This window comes from Saccharothrix sp. ST-888 (assembly GCF_000955975.1).
Classification (GTDB): Bacteria; Actinomycetota; Actinomycetes; order Streptomycetales; family Streptomycetaceae; genus Kitasatospora.
This window is the reverse complement of the sequence record NZ_JYJF01000052.1, coordinates 1-26,589: the sequence shown is the minus strand read 5'-3', so window position 1 is coordinate 26,589 and position 26,589 is coordinate 1. Positions and strand designations below refer to the sequence as shown.

Below are 26,589 nucleotides of genomic sequence, written 5' to 3'. Positions count from 1 at the left end.
AGTCTCGAAGGTGAGCAGCCAGCAGGAGCAGGAACCCCGCGGCCCGTTCGGCTGGGCCGACCGCAACTACCGGATCCAGACCGCCGCGACGGTGGTCAGCGGCCTCGGCAACGCGGGCGCCCCGATCGCCACCGCCTTCGCGGTCCTGGAGAGCGGCGGGAACACCACCAACGTCGGGTACGTCACAGCCGCCCGGCTGGTCCCGCTGGTGCTCCTGCTGCTGGTCGGCGGCACCCTCGCCGACCGGCTGCCGCGGCACCGGGTCATGGTCGCCGCCAACCTGTTCAACGCGCTCTCCCAACTGACGCTGGCCACGCTGGTGCTGACCGGCGGTGTCCGGCTCTGGCAGCTGGCCCTGCTCGCGGCCGCCGGCGGCGCGGGCCAGGCGTTCTACGGCCCCGCCGCCGAGGGGCTGCTGATGCAGACCGTACCCAAGGAGAGCGCCGCCACGGCCTTCTCGGTCTTCCGGATGGCGCAGAACGGCGCCCAGATCGGCGGTGCCGCCCTCGGCGGGGCCCTGGTCGCCGCGGTCGGACCGGGCTGGGTACTGGGCATCGACGCGCTCGCCTACGCGGCCGCCGCCGGACTGCGGTTCCTCCTGCGGGTCCCGGCGGCCCAGGCCGGGCCGGACCGCTCCAGCCTGGTGCACGAACTGCGCGAGGGCTGGCGGGAGTTCGTCGGCCGACGCTGGCTGTGGGCCGTGGTGCTCCAGTTCTCGGTGGTGATGACCTGCATCACCGCGGTCGAGGCGGTGTACGGCCCGGTGATCGCCCAGCAGCGGCTGGGCGGTGCGCGCAGCTGGGGTGTCGCGATGGCCGCCTTCGGCGTCGGGCTGCTCTCCACCGGCCTCCTGATGGCCCGCTGGCAGCCGCGCCGGCTCCTGCTGGTCGGCAACTACGGCGTCTTCCTGTTCGCCCTGCCCGGCCTGGCCCTGGCGCTGCACGCCCCGCTGGCCCCGGTCTGCGGCGCGATGTTCGCCAGCGGAGCCGGGGTCACCGTCTTCGGGGTGAACTGGATGATCGCCCTCCAGCAGGAGATCCCCACCGAGCTGATGTCCCGGGTGTCCGCGTACGACGCGCTCGGCTCGCTCGCGCTCACCCCGGTCGGCACCGCACTGGCCGGGCCCGCCGCCGACGCGCTCGGCCTCGACGGCGCGACCTGGACCTGCGCCGCCGTCACCCTGCTGCTCGCCGCGGCGGCCCCGGTGGTCCCCGAGGTCCGCCGGCTCTCCCGCACCGCCGCCGCCCCGAGCCCTGTCCGGGAGACGGTCGCCGCCGGGTGACCGTCCGGCGGCAACCTAAACCGGACTCCGTTCGTCCCCCAGGTGACAGAGTCGCCACCCGGGGAGAGCCGTATGCCCGCACCACTGCTGTTCCTGGACGTCGACGGCGTGCTCAACCCGGTCTGCCCGGACCCCGAGGCCGGCTTCGAGACCCACACCCTGCTCGGCTACCGCGTCCTGCTCTCCCCCCGCCACGGCGACTGGCTGCGCGAGCTCGCCGAGCACTACCAGCTCTGCTGGGCCACCACCTGGGAGGACCAGGCCAACGTCCACATCTCGCCCCTGCTCGGCCTCCCCGAGCTGCCCGTGGTGCACTTCGCGGGGTACGTCCCGCAGCCGGACGACCCGAGGGTGCCGCTGATGGACCTCTTCCGGGCGTTCAAGTGGGCACCGCTGCTGCGCTTCGCCGACGGGCGGCCGTTCGCCTGGGTCGACGACCTGATCCCGGGCCGGCTGGTCCGCAACTCCCGGCTGCGCCGGGACCGGCTGCTGCTCCCCGTCGACCCCGGCGAGGGACTCCAGCGCCACCACGTGGACCGGCTGCTGAAGCGCCCGCCGGCCGCCCGGCGGCGGCCGCGCACGGACTGAGCCCGGCCGCAGCGATCTCAGTCCACTTGCCGTCAATTGGCCTTGGTCGAAGCCGTCCGCAGCCCGTACGGTTGGCAGCATGCGGATCAGAGTCGTCGACGCCTTCACCGACCGGCCCTTCGCCGGAAACCCCGCCGCCGTCTGCCTGCTGGACGGCCCCGACTGGCCCGACGAGGGCTGGATGCAGCAGGTCGCCGTCGAGATGAACCTCTCGGAGACCGTCTTCGCCCTGCCCCTCCCCGCGGGCGGCGAAGCGGACTGGTGGCTGCGCTGGTTCACCCCCGCCCACGAGGTCGACCTCTGCGGGCACGCCACCCTGGCCACCCTGCACGCCCTGCACTCCGACGGCCTGCTCGGCCCGGACTGGGTCAGGTTCGGCAGCCGCAGCGGCGTCCTGCCGGCCCGCCCCGAGCAGGACGGCAGCTACACCCTGGACTTCCCGGCCAACCCGCACATGCCGATCCCCGACCCGGACGGGCTCGCCGAGGCCCTCGGCACCCCGGTGCTCGGCAGCTTCGACACCGGAGCGCTGGCCGATCTGCTGGTGTTGCTCCCGGACGAGAAGACCGTCCGTTCACTCTCCCCCGACCTCGCCGCCGTCGCCGCGCTGCCCACCCGGGGCGTGCTGGTCACCGCCCTGGCCGACGACCCCTCGGGGGCATACCAGTTCGTCTCCCGCTTCTTCGGCCCGGCCTCCGGCATCCCGGAGGACCCGGTCACCGGCAGCGCCCACACCGCACTGGCCCCCTACTGGGCCGAGCGGCTCGGCCGCACCCGGCTGACGGGGTACCAGGCCTCCCGCCGAGGCGGTCTGGTGGTCTGCGAACTCGCGGGCGACCGGGTCCGGCTCTCCGGCCGGGCAGTCACCGTCCTGGACGGCACCCTGCTCAGCCGTCCCGAGCCGCCGCAGAACTGATCGCACCCGGACCCGGTCGCACTCCGGCCTGCTCCGGCACCGAGCCAGTCGGTGCCGGAGCAGATCGGCGGCCGGACGAATCCGGATCGGAGCCGATCGGCCTCAGAGCCGGTTGCGCTCCAGTCGCAGACCCTCCGCGTCCAGCGCGCCGAACGACGGAGCCTGGTGCCCCTGGGTCAGCGACGGCCCGGCCGGCGCCCCCGCCCAGGCGAGCAGCTTCGCCGTCGCCGCCGCGGACTCGTCCGCCGTCAGACCGGCGATCTTCGAACCGTGGTTGCCGCCGGGCACGGTGTAGACATAGCTGTCCCGGCTGCCCCGCCCGAGCGTGAAGCGTTCGGCACCCCAGGGGTCGTTCGCCCCGTAGACGAAGAGAATCCGCCGCGCGGACTGCCGCACCCAGTGGTCGATGTCGCGCATCGCCCCCGGGTCGAAGTGCATCGGGATGGAGCGCGGCACGTAGCTGCGCGGTGCGTACAGCTGCTTGTAGTCGTAGTGCAGCAGGCCCTTCAGGTAGGAGACGTCGAAGCTCGGCGCACCGAGTTCGGTGCCCGCCTGGTAGTAGTACGCGGTGTACTGGGCCAGCGAGCCGTCGGAGTTCGAGGTGATGCCCGAGTGGGCGTCGAACCAGGTGTAGAGCTGATCGTCGGTGGCGGTCACCGGCGGCACGGTGGCGCAGTCGGCCTCGGTGGCGTACTGCCAGAAGCTCCAGACCACGTCCAGCACCCCGGCCTCGTAGCCCCGGTCGGCGCTGCCCATGACCTCGAAGGTGTTGCCCTTGGCCGCGTTGTCGGCGGCGTAGCGCGGCTCCAGGGTGTTCCGGCGGACGAGCAGCTCGCGCTGCGCGGTGCGCAGCGCCGTGCGGCACTCGGGGGTGCCGACCTGCTGGAAGAAGGCGGTGTAGGCGGAGTCGTCGCGGTCGTTCACCTCATTGGGCGCGACGTACGCGACCGTGCCGTCCACGTCGTTCGGGTAGAAACGGCGGTGGTAGACCGAGGACATGCCGCCCTTGCTGGCTCCGGTGGAGATCCACTTCTGCCCGTAGACCCGCTTGAGGGCGGCGATGATCGCGTGTGCGTCGGCCGCGCCCTGCCGGATCCCGGCCTTGGTCCAGTCGGTGGGCACCGGGCGGGAGGGGGTGAAGTAGCGGTACTCGATGGAGACCTGGTTGCCGTCGAGCAGCCGGGTCGGTTCCGTCCGGGACGGGGTGGTGCCCAGGGTGTACCCGTTGGTGTAGAAGACCGTCGGCCGGTCCTCACCCCGGTGCAGCACGCTGAACCGCTGCTGAAAGGTGCCCAGCCAGGGCTTGAAGTGGTCGACCGGCTGGGTGTACGTCAGCAGGAAGTACCGGTATCCGGGGGCCGGCTTCTCCTCGGTGACGGTCACCCCGGGGAGGGCGGCCAGCCGGTCCCGGATGTCGACACCGGCCGTCGTGGCGGCGCCGACGGACGTACGGGTCTGCGCGGTGGCCGGCAGCACCGACCCCAGACCCAGCGCCGGTATGAGCAGGGCTGCCGCCAGCAGCCCGCGGAGCAGATTGCGCATCAACTCTCCATGCCTGGTGGGTCGTCGGAGGGATCACACGGTCCCGGTCGAGCCCCACCACGCTGGCGTGAGCATGGCGCCTTGTCAATAACAGGTAAAGCAAACGGCCCACGGCCGGACACCACCCGACCGGCCCATCGCCCGGCCCCCCGGACGGCCCTACGCGCTGGGCAGCCAGCTCACGTGGCCGGCCAGCAGCGCATACCCGACGAAGGCGACGGTGTCGATCAGCGCGTGCGCCACCACCAGGGGCATCACCCGGCCCCAACGGCGGTACAGCAGGCAGAAGACCAGACCCATCACCATGTTGCCGACCAGCCCGCCGACGCCCTGGTAGAGGTGGTACGAACCGCGCAGCACCGCACTGGTGGCGATCATCGCGGGCAGCCCCCAGCCGAGTTGGCCGAGCCTGCGCAGCAGGTACCCGACCACGATCACCTCCTCCAGGACGGCGTTCTGCCAGGCGGAGGCGGTCAGCACGGGGATCCGCCACCAGACCTCCGGCAGCCCGGAGGGCGCGACCGTCAGGTTGGCGCCGACCGCCTGCGAGCCCAGGTAGAGCAGCAGCCCAGAACCGCCGATCGCGGCGGCCACCGCCGCGCCGCGCCCGAGGTCGCCGAGCTTGCGGCTGAGGTCGAAACCGAGCTGCCGCAGTGAGCTGCCCTCGCGGACCAGCAGGTAGCCGACCAGGGCCACCGGCATCAGCCCACGCAGGATGTAGTACACCTGCCAGGCGAGGTCCAGCCAGGGCCGGCCGGGCGCATGCGAGCCGTTGAGCGTCGCGACCTGCTGACCGAGGGCGATCGGCTGGGTGAGCGACCCGAGGAAACTGATCAGCGCGCTGACCCCGCTGGCGCCGAGCGAGAGACCGAGCACGATCAGGACTTCGGCGACGAGCAGGCGGCGGGAGGGCGCCGCGGTCCCGGGTTCGGGCTCGGTCGAAACGGTGGTCACCAGGTCTCTCCAGCACGCAGCTTCGGTCCGGCGACCGCTCTGCCGCCGGGCCGATCATCCTCCCATATCAACCTTTGAACGCCCGGCCGTCCGAGCGGTGCGCCAGGAGCGAGCGGAGCCGGGCCCGGCGGCACGGGCCCGGCGGGCAGCGATCGGCCGGCGGCTAGCCGACCGGCCAGGTGTGCACCGGCTCCCCGGTGCGCGAGTACTCCATGTACCGCCGCGTCATGGCCGCGAGCGCCGCCGCCCGGTCCATCCCGTACTGCTCGCGCAGCCGGTGCACGGTGGCGCTCTGCCACGCGGCACCGTTCGTCCGGCGGAGGCAGCGCTGCTCGATGATGCCGAGGTAGCGGTCCCGGTCGCCCGCAGCCACACCCCACTCGTTGAGCCCCTGGTACGCCAGCGGGAGCAGCTCGGTCAGCACCAGCTCGGTGGCCGCGACCGGCACGGTACCGCGCGCACCCCGCCCGCTCCTCGGCCACTGGAGCACGGACTCGATGCCGTACCGGGCGGCGTTGTGGAAGTTCTCGTCCGCCTGGGCGAACGCGAGCCGGGTCCAGATCGGCCTCGGCTGTTCGGCGAGCACCCGGACCAGGCCGTAGAAGAAGGCGGCGTTCGCCAGGGTGTCGGCCACCGTCGGACCGGCCGGCAGGCAGCGGTTCTCCACCCGCAGGTGCGGTACGCCGTCGGCGACGTCGTACACCGGCCGGTTCCAGCGGTAGATGGTGCCGTTGTGCAGCCGCATCTCGCCGAGCCTGGGCACGCCGCCGGAGGCGAGCACCTTGACCGGGTCCTCGTCGTCGCAGATCGGGAGCAGCGCGGGGAAGTACCGCAGGTTCTCGGCGAAGAGGTCCAGCGCGGAGTCGACCCAGCGCTCCCCGAACCAGGTGATCGGGCGCACCCCCTGGGCCTTGAGTTCGGCCGAACGGGTGTCGCAGGCCTGCTGGAAGAGCACCGGCCGGGTCTCCCGCCACAGCTCCCGGCCGAACAGGAACGGCGAGTTGGCGCCGAGGGCGACCTGGACGGAGCAGAACGCCTGGGCGGCGTTCCAGACCGAGGCGAAGCGCTCGGGAGTGACCTGGAGGTGCAGCTGGAGCGAGGTGGCGGCGGCCTCGGCGACCATCGAGACCGACTCGATCGCCAGCTGTTCGACGCCCTGGATGTCGAGCGCGATGTCCTCTCCCCTGGCGGCCAGGATCTGGTCGCTGAGCAGGGTGTAGCGGTCGTTGTGCGACATGGCGTCCAGGCCGGTGTGGTCCAGGTCGAGGGTCGGCAGGATGCCGACCATCACGATCCGGGCGCCGACCTCGGCGGCCTTGCGGTCGGCGTACCGCAGGCAGGTGTCGAGCTCCTCCCGCAGGTCCTCCAGGACATGGCCGCTCAGCCGGTGCGGCGTGATGTTGACCTCGATGTTGAACTGGCCGAGCTCGGTCTGGAAGTCGCTGGAGGCGATCGAGCCGAGCACCTCCTCGTTGTACATCAGCGGGCCGCCCTGCTCGTCGGCCAGGTTGAGCTCGATCTCCAGGCCCATCATGGCCTTGGGCCGGTCGAAGCGTTCCTCCCGCAGCATCCGCTCCAGCGCGTCCAGACAGGACTGCAGCTTCCGGCGGTACAGCTGCCGGTCGGCCAGCTCCGCCCGAGTCGCCACGACCTTCTCGCCCATGGGTGCCCCTTCACCTTTGGTCGATCGTCCCTGCATCATGCCCCGCCGGAAGATCGATAGCCGCTCACCCGAACAGGTTGGCGGGGCATGATTCCTGACGGATCGTCAGCCATCTCCCAGCTTGCCATGGGCCACGGAACGTGATAAGAAGGTCACCCTGCGCACCTGTTCGAGTAGAATTCGCACTGCGCTCCTACCCGGTGCCATGCCGCTCCGAATTCCATCGTCGGCAGGTTCCGCGCCCGCACCGCGATCATGCCCAACCGGACACGGCCAGGTCCCGTCACACCAACGCCACGCCGGTATGCCGCACTCGCACGCCGATCTAGCACGGAGAGGCGACCCGCCATGACTATGCAGACGCCCCAGCCCCCGCCCAGTGCCCTGCGCGCGGTCCTTGCCGCGCTCGACTCCGAGGCCGCACTGTGCCAGCCCGCCGCCAGCGCCCTGCGCGGTGCCGTCGGCCCGCTGCTGCCCTCCCATCCGCTCGCGGTGCACGTCCTGGAGGGGCCGGGCGGCGGGCTGGCCACCGCCCGGCGCACCGGGTGGCGTTTCCTGATCAAGCGCGGATCGGCGACGGTCTCGGCGGAGCCCGCGGCCGCGGCCGAGGTGGCGGCAGCGGCCGAAGTGATCGAGACGGCGGACGGCCACGCCTTCTCGCACTTCACCGCGGGGCCCTACCTGGACTCCACGGTCCGGGCGCTGCGGCAGGCCTGGCAGCTCGCCCAGCCCTCGCGTTCCCGGCACCAGCCGCGGCTGCTGTCGATGCCCGGGCACTACGCCACCGCACTCTGGCTGCACCACCCCGAGCCGGGCCCGACCACCGATCTGCTGATCCCGCTGGCACCGGCGCCGTGCGGCGTGACCGCACACCGGGTCTACCCGGCCGTCGAGCTGCTGGCGATGCTGGAGCGCGCGGCGGTCCCCGCGCGGCTGACGGCCGGGATCTCCTGAGTCGTATCACCCGAACGGGCCATCTGGACCTGACTCGACCGAGTCAGTATCCGGATGGCCCGTCGAGCTGTCCGGAGCCGGCTTCTCCGCCTGAACGGGTGATGTAGAGCAGCCAGTTGTGGCGCATGTCACCAAACTGCTGCGCAATGGCCTCAGGATGCCGACACTGGGAACCAGAGTGGGGAGGACACCAGTCCTACCCACCGAAGCGCCGGTTCACACTTGAGCCGGGACCGGCAGGAGATCCGACCGGCGGGGCGGACGCCCAAGGGGGGTGGCCGTGCGGCGGGCCCGGATCGTCGTGAGCGAAGCGAGGGTACGAGTCATGTGCCAGCACCGTCCTGAGTGCCCGTCAGCGGAGTCCGCCGACCGTGAGGCGGCCGTCCCGGTGGCCTGCCACCCCGAGCAGGGCTGGAGCCTGCTCTGCAACGGCGTCCTGGTCTTCGAGGACACCGGTGAGCTGCTGCCCGACGGGCAGGTGATCGCGCCGCACCGGGCCCTGGCCGCGGCCTGAGCAGTCCCCCGAGCACCGTCCCGGAACAGGGCGAGGGCCCTTGGGAGGAACGTTCCTCCCAAGGGCCCTCGTCGGTGTCCGGGCTCAGGCGCCGTACTCGTCCAGCGGCGGGCAGGAGCAGACCAGGTTGCGGTCGCCGTACGCGCCGTCGATCCGGCTCACCGGCGGCCAGTACTTGTCGGCCGGGTTGACGCCTGCCGGGAAGACCGCCTCCTGGCGGGAGTACGGGTGCGCCCAGTCACCGGCCAGGTTGGCGGCGGTGTGCGGGGCGTTCCGCAGCGGGTTGTCCTCGGCCGACCACTCGCCCGAGCCGACCTTGTCGACCTCCGCGCGGATCTCGATCATCGCCTCGCAGAAGCGGTCGATCTCGTGCAGGTCCTCGGACTCGGTGGGCTCGATCATCAGCGTGCCGGCCACCGGGAAGGACATGGTCGGGGCGTGGAAGCCGTAGTCGATCAGGCGCTTGGCGATGTCGTCCACCGTCACGCCCGTCTCCTTGCTGAGCGGCCGCAGGTCGATGATGCACTCGTGCGCGACCAGCCCGCCGGGACCGGTGTAGAGCACCGGGAAGTGCGGGGCCAGGCGCTTGGCGATGTAGTTGGCGTTCAGCACCGCGACCTGGGTGGCGCGCTTGAGGCCCTCGCCGCCCATCAGCCGCACGTACGACCAGGAGATCGGCAGGATCGCCGCCGAGCCCCAGGGCGCGGCCGAGATCGGGCCGACACCGGTGGCCGGGCCGGCCTCCGCCTGCAGCGGGTGGTTCGGCAGGTACGGCGCGAGGTGCGCGCGCACCGCGACCGGGCCGACGCCCGGACCGCCGCCGCCGTGCGGGATGCAGAAGGTCTTGTGCAGGTTCAGGTGCGAGACGTCCGCGCCGAACTTGCCCGGCTTGGCGAGGCCGACCAGCGCGTTCAGGTTGGCGCCGTCGACGTACACCTGGCCGCCGGCCTCGTGTACCAGGGCGCAGATGTCGGTGATCTGGGTCTCGTACACGCCGTGGGTGGACGGGTAGGTGACCATCAGCACCGAGAGCTGGTCGCGGTGCTGCTCGATCTTGGCCTTCAGGTCGTCGACGTCCACGTCGCCGTCGACCAGGGTCTTGACCACGACCACGCGCATCCCGGCCATCACGGCCGAGGCCGCGTTGGTGCCGTGCGCGGAGGACGGGATCAGGCAGACGTCGCGCTGGGTGTCACCGTTGGCGTGGTGGTAGGCGCGCACCGCCAGCAGACCGGCCAGCTCGCCCTGGGATCCGGCGTTCGGCTGGATGGAGACGGCGTCGTAGCCGGTCACCTCGACCAGCTGCTGCTCCAGCTGGCGGATCAGGGTGAGGAAGCCCTCCGCCTGGTCGATCGGCGCGAAGGGGTGCAGCTGGCCGAACTCCGGCCAGGTCACCGGCTCCATCTCGGTGGTGGCGTTGAGCTTCATGGTGCAGGAGCCCAGCGGGATCATGCCGCGGTCCAGCGCGTAGTCCCGGTCCGAGAGCCGGCGCAGGTAGCGCAGCATCGCGGTCTCCGAGCGGTGGCTGTGGAAGACCGGGTGGGTGAGGTACTCGTCCTCGCGCAGCAGCGCGTCGGGCAGCGCGTCGGCGCTCTCGGCCAGCTCGACGCCCTCGACGCCGAAGGCGGCGAGGACCGCGGCCAGGTGCTCGCGGGTGGTGGTCTCGTCACAGGAGATCGAGACGGTGTCGGCGTCGACCTGGAACAGGTTGATGCCGTTGACGCGGGCGGCGTCGACCACCGCGGTGGCCCGGCCCGGGACCCGGGCGGTCACGGTGTCGAAGAACTCGGCGTGCGCCAGCTCGACGCCACCGGCCTTCAGGCCCTCGGCCAGGGCGGCGGCGCAGCGGTGGGTGCGGCGGGCGATGTCGGCCAGGCCGTCGGGACCGTGGTACACGGCGTACATCGAGGCCATCACGGCCAGCAGCACCTGGGCGGTGCAGATGTTGCTGGTCGCCTTCTCCCGGCGGATGTGCTGCTCGCGGGTCTGCAGCGCCAGGCGGTACGCCCGGTTGCCGTCGGCGTCCACCGAGACACCGACCAGGCGGCCGGGCAGGTTGCGGGCGTACTCGGCGCGCACGGCCAGGTAGCCGGCGTGCGGACCGCCGAAGCCCATCGGCACACCGAAGCGCTGCGAGGTGCCGCAGGCGATGTCGGCGCCCAGCGAGCCCGGGGACTTCAGCAGGGTGAGCGCGAGCAGGTCGGCGGCGACCGCGACGATCGCACCCAGGCCGTGCGCCTGCTCGATCACCGGGGTGAGGTCGCGGACGACACCGGAGGCACCGGGGTACTGGAGCAGCACACCGAAGACGCCGCGCTCGGCGATCTCGGCCGGGATGCCCTCGGACAGGTCGGCGACGACCACCTCGACACCGGTCGGCACCGCGCGGGTGTTGATCACCGCGCTGGTCTGCGGCAGGGTCTCGGCGTCGACCAGGAAGACGCCGCCCTTGACCTTGGTGACCCGGCGGGCCAGCGCCATCGCCTCGGCGGCGGCGGTGCCCTCGTCGAGCAGCGAGGAGCCGGAGGTGGCCAGCCCGGTCAGGTCGGAGACCAGGGTCTGGAAGTTGAGCAGCGCCTCCAGGCGGCCCTGGGAGATCTCCGGCTGGTACGGGGTGTAGGCGGTGTACCAGGCCGGGTTCTCCAGCACGTTGCGCAGGATCACCGGCGGGGTGAAGGTGCCGTAGTAGCCGAGGCCGATCATCGGCTGCAGCACCTGGTTGCGCGAGGCGAGTTCGCGGAGCTCGGCGAGCACCTGGGCCTCGCTGCGGCCGGTCGGCAGACCGAGCGCGGTGAGGCTGCGGATGGCGTCCGGTACGGCGGCATCGGACAGCTCGTCCAGCGAGCCGTAGCCGACCTGCGCCAGCATCTTCTCCTGGGCGGCGGCGTCGGGGCCGATGTGGCGGGTCTCGAAGGGGCTGGCCTGCTCAAGCTCGGCGAGCGTCGGCTGGGCGTTCATGGGGGTCGAGGCCTCCTGGTCACGGACCGGCGGGGGTACACACGCCGCAGGGCTCCGCCGCTGTGGGAGCGGTGGGCCGAGTGCGCGCGGACCCGACAGGCCTCCCCCTCTGTCATCGGGACCTGAGAGCTTCGCCGCGCAGGAGGCCCGGGGGCGTCCATCGGCTTGCACCGTCGGTGAGGGTGGTGCCGCCGGCTCCCGCGCCAACAGCCCTGCCCTGCTTTCCAGAGTGACCTAGCCCACACGGTACGGATGCCTGAGAGATTCCGGGGAGGGTTTGCTCCTTCGGCGCCCCTTTTCCCGCAGTTCACGGTGGGTTGGGGACTCTCCCGAGCAGGCTCGGCGGTCGCGCCCAGGGTACCAGCGGAAGTCCTCCGGATCACTGGCCGGACCGGAGCGATCCGAACGGATACGAACGGCCCCGCACGGCCCGCCACGCTCCCGTACGGGTGCGTCCGGGTAGCCGCTGCCCGATTGATGGCTTTTTGTGTGAAGTGGCGGATGGATAGCTCCTCCGACCGCCCCTGACGGAACTTCCCAGGAGCACGTGTACTGGAGGACAGCGTGCAGACCGATATCGATCCGCGAGACCTGATCGGGCACAAGGCGGTCGACCGGAACGGTGACAAGATCGGCACGGTCGACGAGGTCTATCTCGACGACGCGACCGGCGAGCCCGAGTGGGCCGCGGTGCGGACCGGGATCTTCGGCCGGGACGCCTTCGTCCCGCTGACCACCAGCGAGTTCTCGGGCGAGGAACTCAAGGTCCCGTACGACAAGTCACTGATCAAGGACTCGCCCGACTTCGGCGTCGGGCAGCACCTCTCGCCCGCTCAGGAACTCCAGCTGTACCGCTACTACGGCCTGGACGCGGCGGACGCTCCCCCGGCGGCGGCAACCACCAACGGCACCTCCAAGGGTGCCGATCTGGACTTCGGCGCCGTCCCGGCGACCGGCCCACGCCCTGTGTCCACCCCGGCCACCCCGGCCGCCCCGGCCGCCCCGGCCGCCCCGGCCGCACACCCCGCCCCGGAGAGCACGCCGGCCGCGTTCGCCGCGCCACTGGCCGGCCCGAACCCGCCGCTCACCGATCGCAGCAAGAGCCCCACGGCGCTGGACAAGCCCGCCCCCCGGGCTACCGAGGCCAACGGGCGGACCGTCAACCCGCCCACCGTGGACCGGACGGCCGCACAGACCGCAGCCGACAGCGCTCCGACCGGACCGCTCGAGATCACCTGCCGTGAGGAGCGCCTCGACGTCGGCACCGAGTGGCACGTCCTCGGCACCGCGCGGCTGCGCAAGTACGTGACCACCGAGTCGGTCGAGCGCCGGGTGCCGGTGGTCCGCGAGCGGGTGCGGGTCGAGCGGATCCCGGTCACGGAGTCCGAGCGGGCCGTGCTGAGCGACCAGGAGATCGCCGAGGCGGTCGAGGAGGTGACGCTGCGCGAGGAGCGGCCGGTGGTGCGCAAGTACCTGGTCCCGATCGAGCGGGTGCGCCTGGTGGTCGAGCGGTACACCGAGGAGGAGGTGGTCCGCGAGGAGCTGCGCCGGGAGCAGGTCGAGGTCCATGACAGCACCGGCAAGGACTCCCCGGCCGCCCAGGCCGCCGCCCCGTCGGCACCGCCGCCCGCCCGCCCCGAGCCGCTGCGCCAGGCGTGAGCCCGGCCGGTTCGGGTACGCAGCTGCCCCCGGTTCCGCCCCGAGTCGGCGCCAGGGGCACCGCTTTGCCTAATTTTCACCGATAGATATTTGACATAGTGAAGTATCTACCGGCATCGTTACTTCAGTTCGTTGACTTTCGCCCCTCGCAACAGCTTGCCCGGGGCACCTGAACTGGAGGAAGAACCGTGAGTGAGGCACCACAGCCCAGCTCCGCGGCCGAGAAGCCGAGCAGCGCACGGGTGCTACCCGCTCTGATCCTGGCGATGCTGGCGTTCAGCGTGGTGCAGACCGCGGTCGTCCCGATCCTGCCGTCGCTGGCCAAGGAGCTGCACGTCGCAGGCTCCAACATCACCTGGCTGATGACGGCCAACCTGCTCTCCGCCGCCGTCCTGACCCCGCTGCTGGGCCGCTTCGGCGACCTGCGCGGTCGCAAGCCGATGCTGCTGATCTCGCTGGCCGGCCTGGTCGCGGGCTCCGCCCTCGCGGTCGGCACCCACTCCTTCGGCTGGCTGGTCGTCGCCCGCGTCCTGCAGGGCGCCGGCGGTGGCGTGCTCCCACTGGCGATCAGCATCGTCCGTGACGAGCTCCCCAAGGAGAAGGTCACCGGCGGCGTCGCCGCGATCTCCGCCTCGATGGGCGTCGGCTCGGGCCTCGGCCTGGTCGCCACCGGCCTGCTGCTGGAGCACTGGAGCTACAAGTCCATCTTCTGGATGGGCCTGATCTTCGGTCTCATCGCGGTCGCCCTGGTCGCCCTGCGCGTCCCCAAGGACCCGGTCGTGGACAAGGAGGGCGGCGCCGACCCGCTCGGCGCGATCACCCTGGCCGGCTGGCTCTCCGCCCTGCTGATCGCCGTCAGCCAGGGCAACCACTGGGGCTGGACCTCCACCAAGACGCTCGGCCTGTTCGCCGTCGCCGCCGTGGTCGCCCTGATCTGGGGCGTCATCGAGGCCAAGGTCACTCACCCGCTGGTGGACATGAAGATGATGGCCCGCCCGGCCGTCGCCTTCACCAACATCTCCGGCCTGCTCATCGGCTTCGGGATGTACGGCTCCTTCATGGTGATCAGCAACTTCGCCCAGACTCCCGAGAAGTACGCCCACTACGGCTTCACCGCCACCGTGCTGCACGCCGGTGTGATGCTGCTGCCGTCCGCCCTCGGCTCGATGGTCGCCGCCCCGGTCGGCGCCCTGCTGATCGCCCGCAGCGGCCCGCGTCTGCCGCTGGTGCTCGGTGGCCTGCTCGGCGCCGTCTCGATGGCCTACCTGGCCGTCCGCCACAGCGCGGAGGGTGACATCTACCTCGCCTCGGCTGTCTTCGGCCTCGGCGTCGGCCTCGCCTACGCGGCGATGCCTGCCTACATCAACGGCGCCGTCCCGGCCGAGCAGAGCGGTATCGCCAACGGCATGAACGCCGTGCTGCGCACCGTCGGTGGCGCCATCGGCACCGCCGTGATGGGCGCGATCCTGACCGGCGACACCATCAAGTTCCCGGTCCCGATGCCGATCCAGCTGCCCACCCTGGACGCCTACAAGCACGCCTACTGGGTCGCCGCCGCGATGTGCCTGGTGGCCGCCGTGGTGCCGTTCGCGATCCGTCGCGTCAAGCCCGCCACCGCCGTTCCGGTGGCGAACAGCTCCGACTCGGAGCTGGCCAAGACCGGCGCCTGACGAGGCGCCTGTCCTCGCGCTCAGGGACAGGGCGCGAGGGGACTGGGCCCCGGCGGGCGGTGAGGGCATCGCGACCCGCCCGAGGCCCAGCTCGACAAGTGGCCCTGTACCCGGACAAGATCCGGGTACAGGGCCACAACGTTTTTCCACCCGACGACACAGGCCGCCGCTACGCCCGCAACGGCAGCGGATCGGCCGGTTCCAGCTCCGGGTCGTCGATCGCGAAAGTCCGGACCCGGCCCGGCAGGCTGTACGGAGTCTCGAACCGCACGGTGACCCGGCCCACGCCGCTGCCCTGCACCCAGCCCGGACCGTACTGGGCGTGCGTCACATCCTGCCCGGGCCGCCAGTGCCGGATGGCCGGCGGCTCGACGTCCTCCCCGCGCACCGCGGTCGGCTCGGGCTCCGGCGGCCCCTCGCTCCCGGTGGCGGTCTCCCCCTCCTCGACGGCCGCCTCGGCCCTGGCTGCCGCCTGCGCCTGCGCTTCCGCCTCTGCTTCCGCCTGCGCCTCCGCCGCAGCCTGGGCGAAGAGGTCCTCCTGGGTGTAGTCGGCCAGCTGGGAGACTCCGACGCCGAGCAGCCGCACCCCGCCCGTGGTGTCCACCTGCGCCGCCAGCCGCCGCGCCGTCTCGGCGATCACGGCCTCGTCGTCGGTCGGCGCCCGCAGGGTCTCGGACCTGGTGAGGGTCGAGAAGTCGAAGCGGCGCACCTTCAACACGATCGTCCGGCCGGAGCGGCCCGCCGTGTGCAGGCGCTGCACACACCGCGCCGCCAGCACGTCGACCTGGTGCAGAATGTGGTCCCGATCCGCCAGGTCCACCTCGAAGGTGTCCTCCACCGAGACCGACTTGGCGTCCCGGTCCGGCACCACCGGTCGCTCGTCCAGACCTATGGACGTCGCGTACAGCCCCGCCCCGTGCGCGCGGCCGAGCAGCTGGACCAGCTCGCCCTCCCCCGCAGCCGCCAGATCCGCCACCGTGAGCAGCCCGGCCCGCCGCAGCACCTGCTCGGTGGCCGGGCCGACACCGGGCAGCGCCCGGACCGGCAGCGGGCTCAGCACCGCCCGCTCGGACCCGATCCCGATCAGCACCAGACCGTCCGGCTTGGCCTGCTCGGAGGCGATCTTCGCCATCAGCTTCGACCCGGCCGCGCCGACCGAACCGGTCAGCGCCGTCCGCGCCTCGATGTCCGCGCGCAGGTCCTCCGCGATCGCCAGCACCAGCTGCGCCCCCTCCTGCGGGCCCGCAGCCGCCAGCGCGGGCCCGTACGGCCCCGCCTCCAGGTCCACGAACGCCTCGTCCAGGCTGAGCGGCTCCACCAACGGCGACAGCTCCCGCAGCAGGCCCATGACGATGTCGCTCACCTCGCGGTAGGCGGGGAAGCGACCGGCCAGGAAGGCGGCGTTCGGACAGAGCCGCCGGGCCTGGGCCATCGGCATCGCCGAGTGCACCCCGAACCGCCGCGCCTCGTACGAGGCGGTGGACACCACCCCGCGACCGCCCAGACCGCCGACCACCACGGGTTTGCCGCGCAGGCTGGGCTTGGCCGCCTGCTCCACCGCGGCGAAGAAGGCGTCCATGTCGAGGTGGATGATGCTCGGCACTGTCCGCACCTGCTGATCATCTCGCAGGGGTCTGACAATTCCGGTTCAGCAACCCGTCCCACCCGGGCGGCCGACGCCCCCGGCCGACCGCACGGTCAGTGGCCGCCCGCATCCGCCAGCGCACGGGCGATCCCGGTCTCCCGGGCCCCCAGGAACTGCGGGTCGGGCCGCAACCACGCGTTCAGCGCCGCCTTGCCCGCGCCGGGGATCTCCCGCAGACCTCCGTAGTACCAGGTCGCATCGGCCGGTTCGGGCACCCCGACGGCGTACGACTCGATGCCCGCGGCCTGGCAGAGCGCCAGCGCACGGCGCACATGGAAGCCCTGGCTGACCAGTACCGCCCGGTCCACCCCGAAGATCCGCCTGGCCCGGGTACAGGAGGCCCAGGTGTCGAAGCCCGCATAGTCCTCCACCACCCGGATGTCGGGCACCCCGTGGCCGACCAGGTAGCGGCGCATCGCATCGGGCTCGTTGTAGGAGTTCCGGCTGTTGTCACCGGTCACCAGGATCGCCTCCACCTTGCGGTCCTGATAGAGCGCCAGCGCCGCGTCCAGCCGGTGCGCGAGGTACGGCGACGGCTCACCGTCGAACAGCCCGGCCCCGAACACCACGGCGACGGGCGCGCTCGGCGCACTCTGGACGGTGCCGACCCGGCCCTCCTCACTCAGCCAGAGCCAGCCGCTCGGCGCCAGCGCCAGCGCGCTCAGCAGCGTGACCGCCTGGAAGGTACGCCGCTGCGCCCGTCTCGTCCGGAGCAGACGCACCCGGAGCCGCGACTTCCATCCCACGAATCCCCCTCTTGATCGTTCCACCTGCCCGGACGACACCGAGGGCCCGGACGGTTCCTCCCGTCCGGGCCCTCGTTCGATTCCGTCCGCCGGTCACCCGGCGCGGTTGCGGCGCTGGGCCAGCTCGTCCCCCGGGTCGTGCCCGATCAGCGTCTCACCGGTGTCCGCCCGCTCGGCGTGCAACCGCCCGAGCGTCGCCTCCAGATCGTGCCAGACCGCCCCGACCGCGATGCCGAAGACCCCCTGACCACCCTTCAGCAGGTCCACCACCTGCTGCGGCGACGTGCACTCGTACACCGTGGCACCGTCGCACATCAGGGTCAGCCCGGCCAGGTCGGTGACCTCGGCGCTCTGCAGATGGGTGACGGCGACCCGGATGTTCTGGAGCGAGACGCCGGCGTCCAGCAGACGCTTGACGATCTTGAGCAGCAGAACGTCGCGGAAGCTGTAGAGCCGGTGCGCACTGGCCGCGTAGGTACTGCGCACGCTGGGCTCCAGCAACCCGGTACGGGCCCAGTAGTCCAGCTGCCGGTAGGTGATCCCGGCCGCGGCACAGGCCGTCGGCCCACGGTAGCCCACCAGCTCGGAGGTCGGCGCCAGCCGTTCGATCGCGGGCTGCCCGGGCTGCACGGCCGGGAAGCGTCCGACCCTCGGCAGCTCGCGCTCCTGCTGATCGACGCCCGCGGCCTCCCAGGCCCGCTCCAGCAGCAGTTTCCGCCCGGAGCGCGGGACGTGCACGGAGCACGGGCCTCCAACGGCTGCTTCGTCGCCCAAGCCGCTCATGCCAACCTCCGTCCGCTCGTCCTGTGGGCCGTCCGGCCCCGGCTGGAGTAACTCACCGGAGCCACTTCTGACGGTAGGCAGTCGCCAGTGACCCGTCAACGATCGCCACGCCGACCCTCACCACCAATGTCACTCGGTGGAGTGGTTTTTCGTGCCCTAAGTGTGGGTAGGTGGACGCGCTTTGGCAAAGCGCGACTTGCGGCCGACGCCCGGTGGTTCCACCGAGCTGCGGCGGAGCCGCGGCGGAGCGCTACTACTGCTGGCCGCCGCCGAAGTCCTCCGGCGAGACCTGGTCGAGGAACTCGCGGAACTTCTCCACCTCGTCCTCCTGCTCGTCCGGGATCGCGATACCCGCCTCGGCGAGCACCTCCTCGCTCCCGTAGATCGGCGTACCGGTCCGCAGCGCGAGGGCTATCGCGTCCGACGGGCGCGCACTGACCTCGACACCGCCGGAGAACACCAGCTCGGCGTAGAACACGCCCTCCCTGAGGTCACTGATCCGCACCTCGGTGAGCTGCTGGCCGAGCGCATCCAGCACGTCCTTGAACAGGTCATGAGTCAGCGGCCGCACCGGTGTCATGCCCTGCTGGGCGAAAGCGATCGCGGTCGCCTCGCCAGGACCGATCCAGATCGGCAGGTACCGATCTCCCCCTACCTCCCGAAGCAGCACGATCGGCTGGTTGGAAGGCATCTCAACCCGGACACCCACGACGTCGAGCTCATTCACAGTGGCAACCCTATGACCCCTGCCCCGGATATGAAAGCGCAGCCGGTCGGGGCTCTCCCGGGCGGGCGCCTGCACGCCCCCGAGCGGCGGGTTTCGGTGCCGCCGCAGCGGCGTCGACCCACCAGCGGCTCACTGGCCCGGCCGCGCCTTCAGTCCCGCCTGCACCATCGCGGCGTGCAGCCGCACCGACAGGGTGGCCAGCTCGCGCGCGGTGGCCTCGGCATGGGCCCGGGTCTGCGGGTTTCGGTGCCGCCGCAGCGGCGCGACCACCTGATCGACCAGGGCCACCTCCCGGTCCGCCGCCGCCTTCATGGCACGCAGATGGCGCGGCTCCAGACCGTACCGGCCGAGCTCCGCGACCAGCCGGGCGACCTGCAGGGCCTCCCCGTCGTACCCGCCGTCCGGCCCCGGGGCTACCAGCCCGTACGACTCCCACTCCGTCAGCTCGGGCTCGCCCGCCTCGGCCGCCGCCAGCAGCTCGGCCCGGCCGAGCCGGACCCCGGGCGCGGCGCCGGAGGCCGCCACCAGCTCCCGGTCCGCCTCCTCCAGCGGACCTGGCCTGGCCTCCGGAGCCGGCAGGGCCGGGGGCGCCTCGCCGCGCTCCATCGCGTCGAGGTGCTCCCGGATCACCCGCAGCGGCAGGTAGTGGTCCCGCTGCATCCGCAGCACGTACGCCAACCGCTCGACGTCGGACGGACTGAACTTGCGGTAGCCCGAGGGCGTCCGCTGCGGCTCCACCAGCCCCTCCGCCTCCAGGAAGCGGATCTTGGAGATGGTGACCTCCGGGAAGTCGTCCCGAAGGAAGGTCAGCACCGCACCGATACTCAGCAGTTCGTCACAGCGCCGCCGTACCCCGACCGCTCGACGCGAACCGGGCACGGAGACGGCCTCGACGGATGAAGGGGTATGCGCGGTCACTCGGGGCTCCTGCCGACGTCGTGTTCAGTACCCCCGGTGTGTTCAGTACCCCCGCTGCGGGCTGGCGAAGAACACCAGCCGGTACTTCCCGATCTGCACCTCGTCGCCGTTGTTGAGCGACACCTCGTCGATCCGCTCCCGGTTGACGTAGGTGCCGTTGAGGCTGCCTACATCGGCCACCGCGAACCCGCCCTGGGTCCGGCGGAACTCGACGTGCCGGCGGGAGACGGTGACGTCGTCCAGGAAGATGTCACCCTCGGGGTGGCGGCCCGCCGTGGTGACATCGGAGTCGAGCAGGAAGCGGCTCCCGGAGTTCGGGCCGCGCTGCACGATCAGCAGGGCCGAGCCCGGCGGCAGCGCGTCGATCGCGGAGAGCACCTCGACCGAGAGCGCCGGCGTGGCGCCCGTCCCGGTGGCGGTGGGGTCGTAGGACTCCAGGCCGGAGATCGAGATGGTCGACGTGGTCTCCGCCGCACCCTCGGGCAGCATCCCGCCGCGCAGCGCCGTACCGCAGTTGTTGCAGAAGCGGGCCGCCGCCGGATTCTGGTTCCCGCACCGGGGACAGGGAAGAGCACCGGCAGTCATGTTCACAGCCTCCTGGCTCGGCACGCCCGACGGGGCGTGCCCGGCGTACGGATCCGGAGCAAACCCTCCATCAGAGGTTGAGGGTCCCGACTGGAAACCTATGCGCGCGGCGCCCGAGGAATCAAACGACGCGCCGTAGCCCTTCTGATTGCCGCCACCGTCGCGGAACAGCGGACGCTCGGCGTACTGGTCCTGCCCGGGCACGGGCCGCATCCCGGGGACCCCGGTGTCGTCGTCGGACATCCGGTGACGCGCCGTGGGCGCCTCAGCGGCCGCAGCCCGGTGCTTGTTACGACCGAACAGCTTCGAGAACAGACTCACGGGCGAATCTCCTTGCGTGTGACAGACCCGCCCGCGGGGCAGGGTGAGAGGCTCGGACAGGCAGCTGACCCGGCACCTGGTCGGTGCTGATCGAGTGGTGCGTCCCATTGTCGCCGACGGTCGCCGTGCACCCGCTGCCCGGGGCGCAGAACAGCTGACGGACCGTACGGCAGTCGTGCCGTCACTTCGCCGCCGGCGTGGCGTACTGGGAGGTCTTCGGGGTGACGAGCGCGTCCACGGTCACCGACTGCTGCGCGGCGATCGTGGCCTGCGCCTGCTGCTTCTCCAGGGTGCGCACCACGCCACCCGGGATGTTGAGGGCAGGCGTCAGATCCTGCGGGTTCCCGATCACGGTGAAACGGAACGGCTGCGACACCTTCCTACCGTCGATCTGCACCCCACCCGCCGACGCATCGGTGAAGTAGGTGCCGGCCACCACGCGCACATCGTTGATCTGAATCGCCTCCGCCCCTGCCGCTCGAAGTTCCTGCAGGGTGTCCAGCAGCATATCCGCCTTCACCTGCCCTTGGGGATCATCGACCGTCAGTACGATGCCCGGACCTGTGGCTTTGACGGTGCCGGCGAGCACTCCGAGCTCCGTCGCCTTCTTCCTGGTCTGCTCCTGAGCCTCCTTCGCCTGGTTGGAACTGCTCTCCAACTGGGTGAGGGACTGCTCAAGCTGCGTCTTCTCCTGCTGGAGACGTTGCTGACGGCTGTCCAGTTCGTCGAGGATACGGACCAAATCCTCCTGACGGGCACCGCGGAGCTGGCTGTGGTCGCTGGTCGAGCGCACCTGGATCGCCAGCGCCAGGCCGAGCGAGAACAGCAGCACCGCCACCACCAGCTGCCCCCGCGAGAGGCGTGGCGGCCACAGCGCCGCATTGAGCCGTCTTCTGGCGTCCGCGGGCGGAGTGCCCGGGCGAGCCGGCGCCTCGTCCGGGCCGGTCTCCTGGGCCTCGTCCCCCGCCGATGGCAGGCCGGCACCCGAGAGGGCCTCGGACGCGCGCTCGGGCTGCTCCGGCTCTGCCTTCGGCTCCGGCTCCGCCTTCGGCTGAGGCTGGGGCGGCGCCACCGCAGCCTCCGGCTCCTGCTTCCCGTCCTCGCTCATCCCTCCCCCTCTCAGGCCCGGAAGACGTGCCGTCGGATCGCGGCGGCATTGGAGAAGATCCGGATGCCGAGCACGACCACCACACCCGTGGAGAGCTGCGAACCGACCCCGAGCTTGTCACCGAGGAAGACGATCAGCGCCGCGACCACGACGTTCGACAGGAAGGAGACCACGAAGACCTTGTCGTCGAAGATCCCGTCCAGCATCGCCCGCACGCCGCCGAACACCGCGTCCAGGGCCGCCACCACCGCGATCGGCAGATAGGGCACGACGGCGTCCGGCACCTCGGGCTGTACGAAGAGGCCGACGACCACCCCGATCACGAGACCAAGTACGGCAATCACGGTGTAGCTGCTCCTGTCCCTGTGGGGGTGGACGGACTCTTGCTGGACTTGGACGACCCGCTCGGCTTCAGTGAGGCGCTCGGCCTGGGCGAACCGGACGACGACGGCGAGGCGGTGGCGGAGGAGGACGCCGAGGGCGACGGCGCGGGAGTCGTGGTGAGCGGCTGCGCATACCGCAGCGTGATGCCCAGCGCCCCCGGCAGCGTCACCGTCTTCTGGGCGGAGAGGTTGGACTTGATCCCGTAGCTGTCCTGGATCAGCCGGAGGTAGTGCCCGGCCTCCGCGTTCTGGAAGGCCGTGGCGAAGCCCTGCCCGTCCCCGATCGCCAGCACCGTGTAGGGCGGCACCAGCGGCCGGTTGTCCACCAGGACGGCGTCGCCCGCCGCCCGGATCGCCGAAAGGACGGTGAGCCGCTGCCCGTTGATCGCGATGCCCTCCGCACCGGCGCTCCAGAGCCCGTTGACGACCAGCTGGAGGTCACGGTCCTTCAGGCGCCCGCTGTTCTGGAAGCCGTCTGCCTGGCGCGGGTTGTTGACCGAGCCGCCGACTCCGGTGCCCGCGGCGTCCTCGATCACCAGCTTCACTCCGGGACCGGACACCTCGCCCGTGCCCGCCTGCCCGGCGATCGCGGCGAGTCCGCCGTCGCCCTGCGACCTCAGGGCATGGTCCTGAGCCTGCTCGACCTTGTCCCGCAGGCTCTCGATCTGCTTCTGCAGCTTGTCGGCCCCGCCGGTCGCGTCGTTCACCCGGTGGACCAGCGCGTCCCGCTCCTTGGCCAGGGTCGGCGCCGCCTCCTCGTTGTTGACCGCACCCACCGTGACCACGGTCGCGGCAAGGGCAAGGCCCAGCGCCAGCGTCAGGCGTCCGCGCACGGAGGCGGGCAGCCTGCTGGAGCCCTCGGCACCCCGCGCCCTGGCCGCCTCGGCGTAGCCGTCGTCCAGGCTGTGGTCCATCACATTGGTCAGCAGGGACATCGAGGCGTCGGGACGCGCATAGCGTCTGTCCCGGTCACTCGGCGTCGTCGGTGCTGGCATGCGGTACATCGTCCCACGCCGTGGATCCGACGAATGCACAGCCCCTGCTACTGCCCGGCATCCACCCGGCGGCCCACAGGCACCTGCCAGAGCGCTCCAGTGCTCCTTGAACGGCCTGCCGGGGCCTCGGGGACCTTCCGGACCCCTCGACCCCGGCAACCGGCTGCTGCGCTAGCGTCCAGCGCCGTCCACCACGGCGGCCCACTCCTCCAGCAGCTGCTCGGTGGCCGCATCGTCCGGGCCCTCCGCCCAGAGGTGGGTGACCGCCTCGGCCGGATCCGGCAGCACCAGGGTCCAGCGGCCGTCGGGCTCCACCACCCGGACCCCGTCCGTGGTGTCCAGCCTGCGGTTGCCGGCAGCCTCCACCACCGAACGCATCACCATGCCCTTGGCCGCCCACGGCGTGGCGATGTCCCGCCGCTGGATGTGCGCCTGCGGAATCCGCGCGTCGATCTGGCTGAGCGTCAGCTGGGTACGGGCCACCAGACCCACCAGCCGGACGAAGGCCGCCGCACCGTCCAGCACACCGCTGAACTCCGGGACCACGAAGCCGCCCCGACCGTCGCCGCCGAAGACCGTGCCCTCGGCCGCGGCCGCCTTGGCCAGGTCGTCCGGCGAGGTGGTCGTCCAGCAGACCTGGGTGCCGTGGTACGCCGCCACCTGCTCGGCGATCCGGGTCGTGGTCACCGGGAGCGCCACCTGGCCACTCCGCCGCTCGGCCGCGACCAGGTCCAGCAGCACCAGCAGCGCCCGGTCGTCCTCGATCACCCGGCCGAGCTCGTCCACGAAGGCCACCCGCTCGCCGACCGGATCGAAGCGCACCCCGAAGGCCGCCTTCGAGGAGGACACCAGCTCACCGAGCCTGGCCAGGCCCGCCCGCCGTTCCTCCGCGTCCTCGGTCGGCCTGGCCTCGTCCAGACCGGTACTGACTGTCAGTGCCTCGACGCCGAGCCGGCCGAGAATGCTGGGCAGCACCAGCGCCGCACTGCCGTGCGCGGCGTCGACCACCACCTTCAGCCCCGCCTCCCGCACACCGGTGGTGTCCACAGCCCTGAGCAGGTTCCCCGCGTAGGAGTCGAACACGCTGGACGGGAAGGTCAGATCACCGATCTCGCCCGGGAAGGCCCGTCGGTACTCCTGCCGCGCGTACACCCGGTCGAGCTTGCGCTGCCCGGCCTGGGACAGGTCCGCCCCGCGCTCGTCGAAGAAGAGGATGTCCAGCGAGTCCGGCACCCCGGGCGTGGTCCGCAGGAAGATCCCGCCCGCGCCGCCGCGCGCGGTGTGCTGGCGGGCCACCGGCATCGGCACGTTCTCGAGATCACGGACGTCGATCGCACTGGTCTGCAGCGCCGAGATCATCGCCCGTTTGAGCGCACGTGCACCACGCGAGTGGTCACGCGCAATGGTGACGGTGGCCCCCTTCTTGAGCGTCGTCGCGTACGCCCCGGCCAGCCGTACGGCCAGCTCCGGGGTGATCTCGACGTTGAGGATGCCGGAGACGCCGCGCACCCCGAACAGGTGCTCCTGGCCGCGTGACTCCCAGATCACCGAAGTGTTGACGAAGGCTCCGGCCTCGATCGTCTTGAACGGGTACACCCGGACGTTGCCCGAGATGATCGACTCCTCGCCGATCAGGCACTCGTCGCCGATCACCGCCCCGTCCTCGATCCGGGCCGCCCGCATCACATCGGTGTTCTTGCCCACCACACAGCCGCGCAGGTTGCACTGCGGCCCGATGTAGACGTTGTCGTGGATGACCGCCTTGTGCAGGAACGCCCCGCGCTTCACGACCACATTGCTGCCCAGCACGGTGTGTTCACGCAGCTCGACGCCGGCCTCCACCTTGGCGTAGTCGCCGATGTACAGCGGCCCGCGCAGGACGGCCTCCGGGTCCACCTCGGCACCCTCGGCCACCCACACACCGGGCGAGATCTCGAAGCCGTCCAGCTCGACGTCGACCTTGCCCTCCAGGACGTCCGCCTGGGCCTTGCCGTAGCTGTCGTGCGTGCCCACGTCCTCCCAGTAGCCCTCGGCGACGTAGCCGTATACCGGCTTCCCCTCCTTGAGCAGTTGCGGGAAGACGTCACTGGACCAGTCCACCGACTCGCCGGCCGCGACGTAGTCGAAGACCTCCGGCTCCATCACGTAGATGCCGGTGTTCACGGTGTCGGAGAAGACCTGCCCCCAGGTCGGCTTCTCCAGGAAACGCTCGACCCGACCGCTCTCGTCGGTGATGGTGATCCCGAACTCGAGGGGATTGGGCACCCTGGTCAGACAGACGGTGACCATCGCCCCCTTGCTGCGGTGGAAGTCGATCAGCTCGGAGAGGTCGAAGTCGGTGAGCGCATCACCGGAGATCACCAGGAACGAATCGTCCCGGAGTGCGTCCTCGGCGTTCTTGACACTTCCTGCCGTACCGAGCGGGACCTCCTCGTTGGCATAGGTGAGGTGCATACCCAACTCTTCACCATCACCGAAATAGTTCTTCACCAACGAGGCCAAGAACTGCACAGTCACAACGGTGTCGGTAAGGCCGTGCCGCTTCAGCAGCCGCAACACGTGTTCCATGATCGGCCTGTTGACGACCGGCAGCAGCGGCTTTGGCATGCTCGACGTCATCGGCCGGAGGCGGGTGCCTTCGCCCCCTGCCATCACAACGGCTTTCATTACGGGTGCGTCCTCCTTCGCGGTGGTGGACCCTGGGATCCATCAAACCGTTTCAGAGCATGTCTACCCGGATGATTACGTCCGACTCACCGCGATGGCGTGTGCCTGGTCTCAACTGCACGGCGTGCCTCACACGTATGTCCCGGCTCGCATACATCCCGGCTGGGCAAGTCCACCACACCGTCAGTATGCGCCGACGCAGCGGACTCAGCTCGTCGCCGCAGCATCGGCTTTGACGATCTGCCTGACCTGCACCGCGTACATGATGGCCGCCCACCAGTAGAGCGTCGTACCCCACCAGATAAATGCCCAGCTGACGATCTCGGCCGGCGTCGCGAGCCAGGTCGTGCCGTCACCGAGCAGCAGCAGCGGGAACGCGTACATCAGATTGAAGGTCGCGGCTTTCCCGAGAAAGCTCGTCTGCAGCGGGCCGTAACCATGCCGGTTGAGAATCGGCAGCAGCGAAGCGATGAACAGCTCACGAGCCGCCAGAATTGCCGTCACCCACCAGGGCAGGATCTCGCGCCAGGTCAACCCGACCAGCGTCGAGACCACATACAATCGGTCCGCCGCCGGGTCCAGAATCTGCCCGAGCCGGCTGATCTGCCCCCACCGCCGAGCCAACTTCCCGTCAAGATAGTCGCTGATCCCGCTCAGCATCAGCACGACGATCGCCCAACCGTCGTTCCTCGGCCCCCCGAACACCGGCCAGAGAATCAGCCACAGGAAGATCGGCACCCCGACCAACCGCCCCATGCTGAGCAGGTTGGGAATGGTGAGGACGCGGTCGGTCTGAACGCGCGTCTCCTGGACCTCCACCTGGGGGCCTCCTGACGGTACGACAACTGTGCGGCATTGACCCTACAACAGAGAAGCCCCCTCCCGAACCCGGGAGGGGGCTTCTTCAGAAAGTTTGTTCGGCGGCGTCCTACTCTCCCACAGGGTCCCCCCTGCAGTACCATCGGCGCTTTGAGGCTTAGCTTCCGGGTTCGGAATGTAACCGGGCGTTTC

22 protein-coding genes, 1 rRNA gene and 2 riboswitches are annotated in these 26,589 nt (G+C 71.1%); of the genes, 7 read left to right on the top strand and 16 right to left on the bottom strand.

Annotated elements, in window-relative coordinates:
- Positions 1-10: 10 nt before the first annotated feature.
- The 3 genes from UK12_RS17945 to UK12_RS17935 all read left to right on the top strand — a co-directional run bounded on the left by UK12_RS17945 (position 11) and on the right by UK12_RS17935 (position 2,786).
- Complete coding sequence (locus UK12_RS17945; protein WP_156178786.1) at positions 11-1,282, top strand: MFS transporter; 1,272 nt, start codon at positions 11-13, stop codon at positions 1,280-1,282.
- Between the two features lie 72 nt (positions 1,283-1,354).
- Positions 1,355-1,870 carry an HAD domain-containing protein gene (locus UK12_RS17940; protein WP_045304023.1) on the top strand — a complete coding sequence of 172 codons (516 nt, stop codon included), beginning with the start codon at positions 1,355-1,357 and terminating at the stop codon, positions 1,868-1,870.
- 79 nt (positions 1,871-1,949) lie between these two features.
- On the top strand, positions 1,950-2,786 hold the full coding sequence (locus tag UK12_RS17935; RefSeq protein WP_045304022.1) for a PhzF family phenazine biosynthesis protein: 837 nt from the start codon (positions 1,950-1,952) through the stop codon (positions 2,784-2,786).
- A 102-nt stretch (positions 2,787-2,888) separates the two neighbouring features.
- Here the strand turns inward: UK12_RS17935 and UK12_RS17930 are convergent, their stop codons facing one another.
- The 3 genes from UK12_RS17930 to UK12_RS17920 form a co-directional block, all read right to left on the bottom strand.
- The gene (locus UK12_RS17930; protein ID WP_063838280.1) at positions 2,889-4,328 is read right to left on the bottom strand and encodes a S28 family serine protease; all 1,440 of its coding nucleotides are present in this window, start codon (positions 4,326-4,328) and stop codon (positions 2,889-2,891) included.
- Between the two features lie 159 nt (positions 4,329-4,487).
- Positions 4,488-5,282 (bottom strand): CPBP family intramembrane glutamic endopeptidase, encoded by a 795-nt coding sequence (locus tag UK12_RS17925; RefSeq protein WP_082119718.1) that lies wholly within the window; start codon positions 5,280-5,282, stop codon positions 4,488-4,490.
- Between the two features lie 163 nt (positions 5,283-5,445).
- A complete protein-coding gene (locus UK12_RS17920; protein WP_045304020.1) occupies positions 5,446-6,945 on the bottom strand; it encodes a glutamate-cysteine ligase family protein in 1,500 nt (499 codons plus the stop codon).
- A 348-nt stretch (positions 6,946-7,293) separates the two neighbouring features.
- Between UK12_RS17920 and UK12_RS17915 the strand changes: the two genes are divergently transcribed.
- Both UK12_RS17915 and UK12_RS17910 read left to right on the top strand, forming a co-directional pair.
- Positions 7,294-7,899 carry a hypothetical protein gene (locus tag UK12_RS17915; protein WP_045304019.1) on the top strand — a complete coding sequence of 202 codons (606 nt, stop codon included), beginning with the start codon at positions 7,294-7,296 and terminating at the stop codon, positions 7,897-7,899.
- Between the two features lie 325 nt (positions 7,900-8,224).
- Positions 8,225-8,413: a DUF5999 family protein gene (locus tag UK12_RS17910; protein WP_045304018.1), complete on the top strand. Its 189-nt coding sequence runs from the start codon at positions 8,225-8,227 to the stop codon at positions 8,411-8,413.
- Between the two features lie 84 nt (positions 8,414-8,497).
- Here the strand turns inward: UK12_RS17910 and gcvP are convergent, their stop codons facing one another.
- A complete protein-coding gene (gene gcvP, locus UK12_RS17905; RefSeq protein ID WP_045304017.1) occupies positions 8,498-11,371 on the bottom strand; it encodes an aminomethyl-transferring glycine dehydrogenase in 2,874 nt (957 codons plus the stop codon).
- A 102-nt stretch (positions 11,372-11,473) separates the two neighbouring features.
- Positions 11,474-11,604, bottom strand: a riboswitch (glycine riboswitch).
- A gap of 1 nt (position 11,605) precedes the next feature.
- Positions 11,606-11,713: riboswitch (glycine riboswitch) on the bottom strand.
- 222 nt (positions 11,714-11,935) lie between these two features.
- Here gcvP and UK12_RS44465 point away from each other — a divergent pair.
- Together UK12_RS44465 and UK12_RS17895 are read left to right on the top strand one after the other, a co-directional pair.
- Positions 11,936-13,030: a PRC and DUF2382 domain-containing protein gene (locus UK12_RS44465; RefSeq protein WP_063838279.1), complete on the top strand. Its 1,095-nt coding sequence runs from the start codon at positions 11,936-11,938 to the stop codon at positions 13,028-13,030.
- A 188-nt stretch (positions 13,031-13,218) separates the two neighbouring features.
- Positions 13,219-14,700, top strand: coding sequence for an MFS transporter (locus UK12_RS17895; RefSeq protein WP_045304016.1), 1,482 nt, complete (start codon positions 13,219-13,221; stop codon positions 14,698-14,700).
- Positions 14,701-14,869: 169 nt separating this feature from the next.
- Here UK12_RS17895 and UK12_RS17890 read toward each other — a convergent pair whose 3' ends face one another.
- From UK12_RS17890 to rrf, 12 genes are all read right to left on the bottom strand, one after another.
- Positions 14,870-16,303 carry a DNA polymerase IV gene (locus tag UK12_RS17890; protein ID WP_231591269.1) on the bottom strand — a complete coding sequence of 478 codons (1,434 nt, stop codon included), beginning with the start codon at positions 16,301-16,303 and terminating at the stop codon, positions 14,870-14,872.
- Positions 16,304-16,398: 95 nt separating this feature from the next.
- Positions 16,399-17,091 (bottom strand): SanA/YdcF family protein, encoded by a 693-nt coding sequence (locus UK12_RS17885; protein WP_231591268.1) that lies wholly within the window; start codon positions 17,089-17,091, stop codon positions 16,399-16,401.
- Between the two features lie 93 nt (positions 17,092-17,184).
- Entirely contained in the window at positions 17,185-17,874 is a 690-nt protein-coding gene (locus UK12_RS17880; protein ID WP_197084961.1) for a MerR family transcriptional regulator, read from the bottom strand.
- Positions 17,875-18,127: 253 nt separating this feature from the next.
- Complete coding sequence (locus UK12_RS17875) at positions 18,128-18,601, bottom strand: bifunctional nuclease family protein (RefSeq protein WP_045304014.1); 474 nt, start codon at positions 18,599-18,601, stop codon at positions 18,128-18,130.
- A gap of 129 nt (positions 18,602-18,730) precedes the next feature.
- A complete protein-coding gene (ftsR, locus tag UK12_RS17870; protein WP_331386655.1) occupies positions 18,731-19,519 on the bottom strand; it encodes a transcriptional regulator FtsR in 789 nt (262 codons plus the stop codon).
- Between the two features lie 42 nt (positions 19,520-19,561).
- A complete protein-coding gene (locus UK12_RS44460) occupies positions 19,562-20,104 on the bottom strand; it encodes an FHA domain-containing protein (protein WP_045304013.1) in 543 nt (180 codons plus the stop codon).
- Between the two features lie 502 nt (positions 20,105-20,606).
- Positions 20,607-21,533 carry a DUF881 domain-containing protein gene (locus UK12_RS17860; protein ID WP_045304012.1) on the bottom strand — a complete coding sequence of 309 codons (927 nt, stop codon included), beginning with the start codon at positions 21,531-21,533 and terminating at the stop codon, positions 20,607-20,609.
- A gap of 11 nt (positions 21,534-21,544) precedes the next feature.
- Positions 21,545-21,877 (bottom strand): small basic family protein, encoded by a 333-nt coding sequence (locus UK12_RS17855; RefSeq protein WP_045304011.1) that lies wholly within the window; start codon positions 21,875-21,877, stop codon positions 21,545-21,547.
- A complete protein-coding gene (locus tag UK12_RS17850) occupies positions 21,874-22,911 on the bottom strand; it encodes a DUF881 domain-containing protein (RefSeq protein ID WP_231591267.1) in 1,038 nt (345 codons plus the stop codon). Before UK12_RS17850 ends, UK12_RS17855 begins: the two co-directional genes overlap by 4 nt.
- Before the next feature lie 171 nt (positions 22,912-23,082).
- Complete coding sequence (locus UK12_RS17845) at positions 23,083-25,563, bottom strand: mannose-1-phosphate guanyltransferase (RefSeq protein ID WP_269432030.1); 2,481 nt, start codon at positions 25,561-25,563, stop codon at positions 23,083-23,085.
- 222 nt (positions 25,564-25,785) lie between these two features.
- Positions 25,786-26,397 carry a CDP-alcohol phosphatidyltransferase family protein gene (locus UK12_RS17840; RefSeq protein WP_045304008.1) on the bottom strand — a complete coding sequence of 204 codons (612 nt, stop codon included), beginning with the start codon at positions 26,395-26,397 and terminating at the stop codon, positions 25,786-25,788.
- A gap of 96 nt (positions 26,398-26,493) precedes the next feature.
- Positions 26,494-26,589, bottom strand: a 5S ribosomal RNA gene (gene rrf / locus UK12_RS36690); the annotation flags it as partial.

What these genes read in the sequence shown, in the direction of transcription:
- UK12_RS17940 (WP_045304023.1), top strand. Translation starts at nt 1,355, where the DNA reads ATGCCCGCACCACTGCTGTTCCTGGACGTCGACGGCGTGCTCAACCCG.
- UK12_RS17935 (WP_045304022.1), top strand. Translation starts at nt 1,950, where the DNA reads ATGCGGATCAGAGTCGTCGACGCCTTCACCGACCGGCCCTTCGCCGGA.
- UK12_RS17930 (WP_063838280.1), bottom strand. Translation starts at nt 4,328, where the DNA reads ATGCGCAATCTGCTCCGCGGGCTGCTGGCGGCAGCCCTGCTCATACCG.
- UK12_RS17920 (WP_045304020.1), bottom strand. Translation starts at nt 6,945, where the DNA reads ATGGGCGAGAAGGTCGTGGCGACTCGGGCGGAGCTGGCCGACCGGCAG.
- UK12_RS17915 (WP_045304019.1), top strand. Translation starts at nt 7,294, where the DNA reads ATGACTATGCAGACGCCCCAGCCCCCGCCCAGTGCCCTGCGCGCGGTC.
- UK12_RS17910 (WP_045304018.1), top strand. Translation starts at nt 8,225, where the DNA reads ATGTGCCAGCACCGTCCTGAGTGCCCGTCAGCGGAGTCCGCCGACCGT.
- gcvP (WP_045304017.1), bottom strand. Translation starts at nt 11,371, where the DNA reads ATGAACGCCCAGCCGACGCTCGCCGAGCTTGAGCAGGCCAGCCCCTTC.
- UK12_RS17880 (WP_197084961.1), bottom strand. Translation starts at nt 17,874, where the DNA reads ATGAGCGGCTTGGGCGACGAAGCAGCCGTTGGAGGCCCGTGCTCCGTG.
- UK12_RS44460 (WP_045304013.1), bottom strand. Translation starts at nt 20,104, where the DNA reads ATGACTGCCGGTGCTCTTCCCTGTCCCCGGTGCGGGAACCAGAATCCG.
- UK12_RS17860 (WP_045304012.1), bottom strand. Translation starts at nt 21,533, where the DNA reads ATGAGCGAGGACGGGAAGCAGGAGCCGGAGGCTGCGGTGGCGCCGCCC.
- UK12_RS17850 (WP_231591267.1), bottom strand. Translation starts at nt 22,911, where the DNA reads ATGCCAGCACCGACGACGCCGAGTGACCGGGACAGACGCTATGCGCGT.
- UK12_RS17845 (WP_269432030.1), bottom strand. Translation starts at nt 25,563, where the DNA reads ATGGCAGGGGGCGAAGGCACCCGCCTCCGGCCGATGACGTCGAGCATG.